Raw genomic sequence first — 9,246 nt, forward strand, 5'->3', positions numbered from 1 at the left:
CGCCGCCTCCCGGCTCGGGGCGCTGGTCGTGCCCGTCAACGCGCGGCTGGCACCCCCGGAGGTCGCGCACGTGCTGCGGGACTCGGGCGCCGCCGTCGTCGTGTCCGAACCCGAGCTCGACGCCGCGGTGGACGCAGCCGCGGTGGACGCGGCAGGGGTGGCCGTCCGCCGGTTCTCCCTCGGTGCCGGGGCCCATCCCGACCTGCTGACCGCTGCGGCCGACCCGGTGACCACCGACGCGGCCGCCGAGAGCGACGACGCGTACATCCTCTACACCTCCGGCACCACCGGGCGCCCGAAGGGCGTGCTGCTGGACCACCACCGGGCGGTCTGGGCGGCGCTGGCCCAGGTCACGTCGCTCGGCATGCGGGACGGGGAGCGCTACCTGCACCTCTCGCCGCTCTACCACTCCGGCGGCGTCGTGTTCACCTCCGCGGTCACGCTGCTGGGGGGCACGAACGTGCTGCTCGGGGCCTTCGACCCGGGGCGGTTGCTGGCGACCGTGGAGCAGGAGCGGGTCACCGCGCTGCTCGGCGTGCCCACGATGTACGAGTTCCTGCTGCGGCACCCGGCGGTCGGCACCCGCGACCTGTCGTCGTGGCGGATCGGGGTCTTCGGGGCGGCGCCGATGGCGGCGGAGACGATCGAGACCCTCGTCGCCACGTTCCCGCACGTGGCGTTCTATCAGCAGTGCGGGCAGACGGAGGCCGGTCCGACGGGTCTGTACTCCACGGCCGAGCAGGTCCGGGCCGAGCCGGACTCCTCGGGCCACCTGGCCCAGCCGTTCGTCGAGTTCCGGGTGGTCGGCGAGGACGGCGCCGAGGTCATCGAGGCCGGCGGGGTCGGTGAGCTGCTGTTCCGGGGCGAGCCGGTGATGAAGGGCTACTGGCGCAACCCCGAGGCCACCGCCGAGACCGTGCGCGACGGCTGGCTGCGCACCGGCGACCTGCTCCGCAAGGGCACGGACGGGGCGTGGAAGCTGGTCGACCGGCTCAAGGACGTCATCCTCACGGGCGGCCGGAACGTCTACTCCGCCGAGGTCGAGCAGGCCCTGCGCAGCCATCCCGCGGTCGCCGACTGCGCGGTGGTGGGCAGGCCGAACGCGGACTGGGGGGACACGATCGTCGCCGTCGTGACGCCGGGGGAGGGGCTCACGCCCACCCTCGAGGAGCTGCGCGAGCACTGCCGACCGCTGATCGCGGACTACAAGCTGCCCCGCGAGCTGGTGCTGGCGGCCGTACCGCGCAACGCCACGGGCAAGCTCCAGAAGCACCTGGTGCGGGAGATGCTCACCCGGGCCGGTGCGCGATGAGCTCCAGCGCGGCGTCGGCGATCTGCTCGGCGCTGTAGTCCTCGCCGGGGCGGTACCAGCGCGACACCCAGATCACCGCGCCGAGGACGAGCCGGGTCGTGAGCACCGGGTCGCCCGCGGCCAGCACACCCGCCGCCATGGCGCGTTCCACGACCCCGCGCCAGAGCATCTCGAAGTCGTGGCTGAAGCGCTGCCAGCGCTCGTAGACGTCCCCGGGCAGCCCGGCGCCCCCGAAGAACACGGCCATGTAGCGGCGGGTCTCGATGGCCGCGACCACATGGAGCCGGACCAGCCCTTCGAGCTCGGCCGCAGGCTCGCGGCCCTCGGCGACGAGGGCGGTGGCCTGCTCGTCTAGCCGCTGGGTGCTGCGCTCGAACAGGATCGCGAGCAGGTGTTCCTTGGTCGGGACCGTGCGGTAGAGCGTGGCGCGGGAGACGGACAACTGCTCCGCGACGGCCTCGATCGAGACGGCCTCGTACCCGCCGGAGCTGAACAACCGGCCCGCGGCCTCGGCCACCGCGGCGGGGTCGATCTCCTTGCGCGGCCTGCCGGGCGGGCGTGTGCCCGCCACCGCACGGCCCTTCGCCGCCGCCTTCGTCACCGGTCCCCCTCACGGGCCGCGTCCATTTCCGGACGCTCCGTCTCGACAGTACAACGCGAGGCCCGCGCCGCCGTAGAGGCGGCGCGGGCCCGTGTGGTCCCGCGGTCAGCTCGCAGGCGGCCCGAAGGGGTACCAGTGCGGCTCGGTCGCGGGCTCGGCGAGCGTCGAGAGCACCGCCCGGGCCCGGGTGTACTTCCGGATGCCGCCGGCTCCGCCGAACCGCGCCCCGATCCCGGAGTCCTTCCAGCCGCCGGAGGGGAGGTCCAGCTGGAAGTTGGTCACGCAGGCGTCGTTCACGCAGATCGCCCCCACCTCGACCTGGCTCGCGAGCGCGATCCCGCGCTCCCGGTCGCCGGTCCAGACGCTGCCGCAGAGGCCGAAGGCGGACTCGTTGGACAGGCGCAGGGCCTCGTCGACGTCGGCGACCCGCTGGATCGCGACGACCGGCCCGAAGGTCTCCTCGCTCATGACGTCCATGTCCGGGGTGACGTCGACGATCACGGTGGGCCGGTAGTACCAGCCCGGCCCCTCGGCGCGGGACCCGCCGACGAGCACCCGGGCGCCCGCCGCCACCGCATCGGCCACGTGCCGCTCGACGATCCTCAGCTGTGCCTCGCTGGACATCGCCCCGACGTCGACGGTCAGCGGCGCGGTGCGGTCGGTGCCCAGCCGCAGGGACTCGGTGACCTCGACGGCCCGCCGGACGAACTCGTCGTAGGCCGGGGCCTCGACGTAGATGCGCTCGACCGCGCTGCAGCCCTGGCCCGCGTTGACGCAGGAGCCCCAGACCGCGGCGTTGGCGGCCCGCTCGAGGTCGGCGTCGGCGAGGACGATCATCGGGTCCTTGCCGCCGAGCTCCAGCCCGCACGGGATGAGCCGCTCGGCGGCCCGGACCGCGACCGCGCGCCCGGTCCGCACCGAGCCGGTGAACTGCACCATGTCGACCTGGTCGACGACGGCGGCGCCGGTCTCGCCGCCCCCGGTCGCGATCCCGAGGACGTCCGGTGCGCCGATCTCCTGCCAGCCGCGCACGGCCTCGCCCCAGCTCAGCGGGGTGAGCTCGGAGGGCTTGGAGAGCACCGCCGACCCGGCCATCAGCGCGGCCGGGATGTCCAGCAGCGGCATCGTGATCGGCCAGTTCCACGGGGTGATCACGCCGACCAGCGGGAACGGCCGGTGCTGGATGATCAGCCGCTGGGTGGGGATCGTGGAGGCGGGGTGCTCGTCGGCGAGGTGCTCGGCGGCGTGGTCGATCCAGTACTGCACGACCATCCCGCCGTACGCGGGCTCCGAGGCCGCGTCGCCGAACGCCTTGCCGGTCTCCTGCTGGACGAGGTCGATCAGCTGCGCCTGGTGCTCGGTGAGCCAGTCACGCCAGCGGGCGAGCCACTCCGCGCGGCCCTCGACGCCGAGCGCCTCCCAGGCGGGTTGCGCAGCGCGCAGGCGGGCGGCGAGTGCGGCGACCTCGTCGGGTGAGGTGCGGGGGACCTGCGCGAGCTCGGTGCCGTCCGCCGGGTTGCGGACGACGTCGACCGCGGGGGACTCCAGTGTGGTCATCAGTGCCTCTCAGACGCGGTTGGAGAAGCCTGCGTCGACCGTCACGGTCGAACCCGTGACGTAGCGCCCGGCCTCGGAGACGAGGTGCAGGATCGTGTCGGTGACGTCCGACGGGAGCAGCATCCCGTTGTTGGGCATGGGGAGCGGGTTCTGCAGGGTGTCGAGGATGTCCATGTTCTCCTCGACGTACTTCGCGAACGCGTCGTTGAGGATCATCGGCGACGCGACGCCCGTCGGGTGCACGGTGTTGACCCGGATCAGGTCCTTGGCCAGCACGTTCGCCCACGCCCGCATGAGCCCGACGACGCCGTGCTTGGCGGCGACGTAGCCCATCGTGCCGGGGTCGCCCTGCCCGGTGCCCTTGAGTCCCGCGGTCGAGCTGGTGAGCACGATCGACCCGCCGCGACCGCCGGCCTTGAGGTGCGGGATCGCGGGCTCGACCGTGTTGAACACCCCGTTGAGCATGACCGCGACGCCCTCGTGGAAGGCGGACTCGCGGAACCGCTCCTCACCGACCGTCGGCATGATCCCGGCGTTGGCCAGGACGATGTCGAGGCGCCCCAGCTCGGCCACCGAGGTGTCCAGGAAGGAGCGGATCCCCGCGGCGTCCCGGACGTCGAGCACCTTCGTCAGGATCCGGCGGTCGTGCTTCTCGACGAGCGCGACGGTCTCCTGCAGGTCCTCCTCGCGTGACAGCGGGTAGGCGACGTCCGGGTTGTCCGCACAGACGTCGAAGCCGATGATGTCGGCCCCCTCCTCGGCCAGCCGCACGGCGTGCGAGCGACCCTGGCCACGTGCCACGCCCGAGATGAACGCGACCTTTCCCTCGACGCGCCCCACGGCGCCACCTCCACAACGGACGGGTGCGGCGGAGGGGCGCACCCCGGAGGGTGGTGACCTCGACGCCACGTTTTCAGCTTGAGCGTCTCAGAACATAGCTCTGTCGGGTGACGCGGTCAACGATCGTTCACGGCGGAGAATGTCCGGCTTGACAGTGTGACCGCCGTCATCGGATATTGAGAAGAGCTGGCTCAATACTTCCCCGGGTGTCGTCCCCGAACGGCACCCACCACCACGGACGGAGTCGACGATGACGGTGGACCTCGGTCTCAGGGCCGCGGAACTGACCGATCCCGAGACCTGGCGGGCGGGCGTGCCGCACGCGCTGTTCGACGCCCAGCGGTCCCAGGAACCCCTGGCGCTCCTGGAGCCCGCCTCCGGGCCCTACTGGTCGCTGACCCGGCACGCGGACATCGCGGCGGCGTCGCGCGACCACGAGCACTTCACGGTGACGCGGGGGAGCTACTACCCGCTGCCGACCCCGGAGGTGCTGGAGTCACAGCGCGGGATGCTGCTGCTGATGGACCCGCCGGACCACACCCGGCTGCACAAGCTGGTGATCAAGAGCTTCACGCCGCGCGTCGTGGCGAAGTTCGAGGGGTGGGTCCGAGAGGTCGTCGTCGACGTCCTCGACTCGGTCGCAGGCCGGTCGGAGTTCGACTTCATCGCCGACGTCGCGGCCCAGATCCCCGGTCAGGTCACCGGCGCCCTGCTGGGCATGCCGGACGCCGCGGACCGGGAGTTCGTGGTGCAGTGCGCGCAGGACGTCTTCGCGATCGACGCCCCCGACGGACACGAGCGCCACATCCGCGGCCAGCAGAACCTGGCCGGACTGATCATGCGGCTGCTCGCGGAGAAGGGCGAGAACCCCGACGGGGACCTCATCTCGTCGCTCAACGCCGTCCGGGTCGCCAACGACGGGCAGCTGTCCGAGATCGAGTGTGTGAAGTACCTCGCGCTGCTCACCCTCGCCGGCTTCGAGACCACGCACACCCTGCTCGGCCAGGCCATGCGGATGATGATGGAGGACGAGTCGATCGCCGCCGCGATCCGCGGGGCGTACGAGTCGGGCAACACCTCCGGTGCCGTCGAGGAGCTCCTGCGGTTCGTCTCGCCGGTCAACTACTTCGCGCGCTCGGCGACGGCCGATGTCGAGCTGGGCGGCCGGGAGATCAAGGAGGGCGACGTCGTCGTCCTCTGGTACGCCGCGGGCAACCGGGACCCGGAGGTGTTCCCGAACCCGCACGAGTTCGACCCGACCCGCTCGCCCAACCGGCACATGGCCTTCGGCGGCGGTGGCATCCACCACTGCATGGGCAACCACGTCGCCCGGCTGGAGATCCGGATCTTCCTCGAGGAGTACTTCCGGCGCGGCGAGGACTTCCGCCCCGGCGGCGAGGCGGTCCGCGGGGCCAACATGTTCGTGAACCAACTGGTGTCGCTGCCGGTCCGCCGGGGCTGACACCGCCGACCAAGGGGGCGCGGCACCGGGTGTCCGGTGCCGCGCCCCGGCACGTGGAAGGACCGCGAGTGAGCTACCGCTTCATCACCTACGAGACCCTGGACGAGGGCCGGATCGCCCGGATCGCCCTGGACCGGCCCCGCCAGCGCAACGCCCAGAGCCGGGGGCTGATCGTGGAGCTCGACGACGCCTTCGGGCGTGCCGAGGCGGACGACGCGGTGCGGGTGGTGATCCTCAAGGGCAACGGGCCCGCCTTCTCCGCCGGGCACGACCTGGGCTCGAAGGACGCGCTCGCGGAGCGGGAGCGTGGCGGTCCGGGCGAGCACCCGACCTACACCTGCAACGGCGGCACGGCGGGGCCGGTCGAGATGCGCCACCGGCAGGAGTGGCACTACTACTTCGAGAACACCAAGCGGTGGCGGAACCTGCGCAAGATCACCGTCGCGCAGGTGCACGGCAACGTCTACTCCGCGGCGCTGATGCTCGCGTGGTGCTGCGACCTGATCGTGGCCGCCGAGGACACGAGCTTCGCGGACGTCGTAGGGACCCGGCTGGGGATGTGCGGCGTCGAGTACTTCGGCCACCCGTGGGAGTTCGGGCCGCGCAAGGCCAAGGAGCTGCTGCTCACCGGCGACTCGATCGACGCCGACGAGGCCCACCGGCTCGGCATGGTCTCCAAGGTCTTCCCGCTCGAGGAGCTCGACGAGCGCACGCTCGCCTTCGCCCGCCGGATCGCCCAGGTCCCAACGATGGCGTCGCTGCTGGTCAAGGAGTCGGTGAACCAGAGCGTCGACGCGATGGGATTCACCTCCGCCCTCGACGCCGCCTTCACGATCCACCAGCTCAACCACGCGCACTGGTCGGTGGAGTCCGGCGGCACCTCGATCATCGGGACGCCCGAGCTGGGGGTGCCGGACTGGCGGACCGCTCCCGCGGTCAAGCCCGCGGCGAAGGACGAGGCGTGACCGCGGCGCTGGAGGGTGTCCGGGTCCTCGACCTGTCCCGGGTCCTGGCGGGCCCGCACGCCACGATGCTGCTGGCGGACCTGGGTGCGGACGTGCTGAAGGTGGAACGGCCCGGGATCGGGGACGACACGCGCACCTGGTCGCCGCCGCTGTACGAGGGCCGGGCCACGTACTTCCTCGGCACCAACCGCAACAAGCGCTCCGTCGCGCTCGACATGGCGGCCGAGGCGGACCGCGCGGTGCTGCACGAGCTGGCGGCGACCTGCGACGTGGTGATCGAGAACTTCCGTCCCGGAGCGCTGGACAAGTACGGGCTGGGCTACGCGCAGCTCGCCGAGGTCAACCCCGGGCTGGTGTACTGCTCGATCACCGGATTCGGCTCCGGCGGGGGAGCGCACCTCGCCGGGTACGATCTGATCGCGCAGGCCGTCGGCGGCCTGATGAGCGTGACCGGGCCGGAGGGCGGGGAGCCGACGAAGGTCGGGGTCGCGCTCGTCGACATCGTGACCGGGCTGCACGCCGCGATCGGGATCCAGGCCGCGCTGCGGCATCGGGACCGGACGGGGGAGGGCCAGCTGGTCGAGGTCAACCTGCTGTCCTCGGTGCTGGCCGCGTTGTCCAACCAGTCGTCGGCGCACGTGCTGACCGGCGCGGTGCCCCACGCGATGGGCAACGCGCACCCCAGCGTGGCCCCGTACCAGCCGCTGGCGACGGCGGACCGGCCGCTCGCGGTCGCGGCCACCACGGACCGCCAGTTCCGGCTCCTCGTCGAGGCGATCGGCAGGCCCGATCTCGCCGAGGACGAGCGGTTCGCGTCGAACGCGCTGCGGGTGACGAACCGTCCGGAGCTCATCGCCGAGATCGAGTCGGCGCTGGCCGCGCACGACGCGGACCACTGGTTCGCCGAGCTGTCCGGGCGCGGCGTGCCGTGCGGGCCGATCAACGACCTGGGCCAGGCGTTCACGCTGGCCACCGAGCTGGGGCTGGAGCCCGTCGTTCCTGCCGAGGGCGAACGGACCGTAGCCCAGGTACGGAACCCGATCACGCTGTCCCGCACGCCCGCGACCTACCGGGTGGACCCGCCGGAGCTGGGTGCCGACGGGGGTGGACCTATCGGCTGGCTCGCCGACCGGTAGCCGCTCAGGCCACCATCCGGGCGCGCCAGGCCCGGCGGACGGCAGGTCGGACCCCGGCGGCGTCGAGCCACTGCGCGACGCCGCCCGCCCGGTCGAGCAGGTCCATCGCGGTGGAGATCGTGGCGGCGGGTGCCTCGTCCCCGGTCGTGAAGCCGGCCGACAGGGCGGTCACCTGTCGGTCCGCCGGGGGCATCCGGGGCCGGATCCGCTCCATGTTCGTGCCGGTGAGGCGGTAGTCCTCGACGATCGCCGCGCGGGTCACGCCTGCCGCCGCGAGCAGGACGGCGACCACGACGCCGGTCCGGTCCTTGCCCGCCGTGCAGTGCACCAGGGTCGCCCCGGGGGTCGCGAGCATCAGCTCGAGGACCTCCGGGAGGATCGCCGCCGTGCGCTGGACGAGTGCGGAGTAGAGCCCGTCGAGGCTCAGCGATCCCTCGGCCTGCAACGCGTGGAAGGTGCCCGGGCGCGCCTCGGCCATCAGCGGGATCCGGCGGACCGTGGTGCCCGGCAGGTCGAGGGCGTGCGGTGTCACGGGCTCGTCCGCGGACCGGAGGTCGAGGACGAGCGCGGGCGGCCAGCTCGGGGCCTCCGGCCTGCGGTCCCCGGCCAGCGGGGCGTCGGACCGGTAGAGGACCCCGCGCCGCGTGGCTCCACCGTGGACCGTCGGGAGAGCGCCGAGGTCCCGGAAGTTGGCGAGCGTGTCGAGCATCGGGATCACCGGGCACCACGCGATTCGCGACTCACCATCTCATATTAGGCGCAGCAGAGGCGCACACCGTGAAGATCGAGGAAATGCCTGGAGAACTCGATCTGCCGGCCGAACCACGGCGGCCCACTTGCTGGATTGCGAGTCGTGGAGCTCATCGGGATCGGGCCCGCCCCTGCGGTGATGATCTTCGCCGACACGCGGCCGACGTGGCGCCTGTCCGCCCCGAACCCCGCATCGCTGCGGTCCGCGCGGTGCACATCCCCAGTACCTGGGCCTGCAGACACCTCAGCCGGAGGTCATCAGCGAACGCTTCGGGGTGAGCACTACACCTCCTTGGCCGAGCTTGCCTGTGTCGTCCCCCGTCGCAAAGCCGGTCCCGAGAGATCCTTCCGGCCCTTTGGGTGCGCTGCGCCCGGAATGCATCTTCGGGCTGCGGCTTGGCGTCGGGCCCCTACGACACGTCCAGGGCGCTCTCAGGGCGATCCGGCATCCGCCGATCGCCCGCCTCACGGCCAAGGAGAGCAGACCCAATGGACGAGTTGTCGTATGCAAGCTGCCCGGAATGCGGTGAGCACGCCGTACCGGTGCCGCCGCGCAACTGGATCACACCCGGTGAGACGCCCGGCTGGGCGCACGCCTCGGACGGCACCGCGTTGTGCCCGGT

General features: G+C 72.3%; 8 protein-coding genes. 4 read left to right on the forward strand and 4 right to left on the reverse strand.

Annotated features, from left to right (window positions below; genetic code table 11):
• The coding region (locus tag H5J29_RS11280; RefSeq protein WP_181780884.1) for an AMP-binding protein at positions 1 to 1,312 on the forward strand (1,312 nt) is incomplete at its 5' end.
• On the opposite strand, the gene H5J29_RS11285 is transcribed toward H5J29_RS11280, so the two are convergent.
• The 3 genes from H5J29_RS11285 to H5J29_RS11295 form a co-directional block, all read right to left on the reverse strand.
• A complete protein-coding gene (locus H5J29_RS11285) occupies positions 1,290 to 1,913 on the reverse strand; it encodes a TetR/AcrR family transcriptional regulator (RefSeq protein ID WP_181780885.1) in 624 nt (207 codons plus the stop codon). The two genes, H5J29_RS11280 and H5J29_RS11285, sit on opposite strands and share 23 nt — an antisense overlap.
• Before the next feature lie 105 nt (positions 1,914 to 2,018).
• Entirely contained in the window at positions 2,019 to 3,470 is a 1,452-nt protein-coding gene (locus H5J29_RS11290) for an aldehyde dehydrogenase family protein (protein ID WP_181780886.1), read from the reverse strand.
• Positions 3,471 to 3,479: 9 nt separating this feature from the next.
• On the reverse strand, positions 3,480 to 4,310 hold the full coding sequence (locus H5J29_RS11295) for a mycofactocin-coupled SDR family oxidoreductase (RefSeq protein WP_181780887.1): 831 nt from the start codon (positions 4,308 to 4,310) through the stop codon (positions 3,480 to 3,482).
• Between the two features lie 250 nt (positions 4,311 to 4,560).
• Between H5J29_RS11295 and H5J29_RS11300 the strand changes: the two genes are divergently transcribed.
• The 3 genes from H5J29_RS11300 to H5J29_RS11310 all read left to right on the forward strand — a co-directional run bounded on the left by H5J29_RS11300 (position 4,561) and on the right by H5J29_RS11310 (position 7,873).
• Complete coding sequence (locus H5J29_RS11300; protein WP_181780888.1) at positions 4,561 to 5,772, forward strand: cytochrome P450; 1,212 nt, start codon at positions 4,561 to 4,563, stop codon at positions 5,770 to 5,772.
• Between the two features lie 68 nt (positions 5,773 to 5,840).
• Complete coding sequence (locus H5J29_RS11305; RefSeq protein ID WP_181780889.1) at positions 5,841 to 6,737, forward strand: enoyl-CoA hydratase; 897 nt, start codon at positions 5,841 to 5,843, stop codon at positions 6,735 to 6,737.
• Positions 6,734 to 7,873: a CaiB/BaiF CoA transferase family protein gene (locus H5J29_RS11310; protein ID WP_181780890.1), complete on the forward strand. Its 1,140-nt coding sequence runs from the start codon at positions 6,734 to 6,736 to the stop codon at positions 7,871 to 7,873. The genes H5J29_RS11305 and H5J29_RS11310 overlap by 4 nt, the downstream gene beginning before the upstream one ends.
• Positions 7,874 to 7,877: 4 nt before the next feature.
• Here the strand turns inward: H5J29_RS11310 and H5J29_RS11315 are convergent, their stop codons facing one another.
• Positions 7,878 to 8,582 (reverse strand): tyrosine-protein phosphatase, encoded by a 705-nt coding sequence (locus H5J29_RS11315; RefSeq protein ID WP_181780891.1) that lies wholly within the window; start codon positions 8,580 to 8,582, stop codon positions 7,878 to 7,880.
• Between the last annotated feature and the right edge of the window lie 664 nt (positions 8,583 to 9,246).

Origin of the sequence: Pseudonocardia pini (assembly GCF_013870575.1) — a bacterium.
GTDB classification, from domain to species: Bacteria; Actinomycetota; Actinomycetes; order Mycobacteriales; family Pseudonocardiaceae; genus Pseudonocardia; species Pseudonocardia pini.

Bases quoted from the DNA above. Each gene is read 5' to 3' on its own strand.
- H5J29_RS11290 (WP_181780886.1), bottom strand. From the start codon at position 3,470: ATGACCACACTGGAGTCCCCCGCGGTCGACGTCGTCCGCAACCCGGCG.
- H5J29_RS11300 (WP_181780888.1), top strand. From the start codon at position 4,561: ATGACGGTGGACCTCGGTCTCAGGGCCGCGGAACTGACCGATCCCGAG.
- H5J29_RS11315 (WP_181780891.1), bottom strand. From the start codon at position 8,582: ATGCTCGACACGCTCGCCAACTTCCGGGACCTCGGCGCTCTCCCGACG.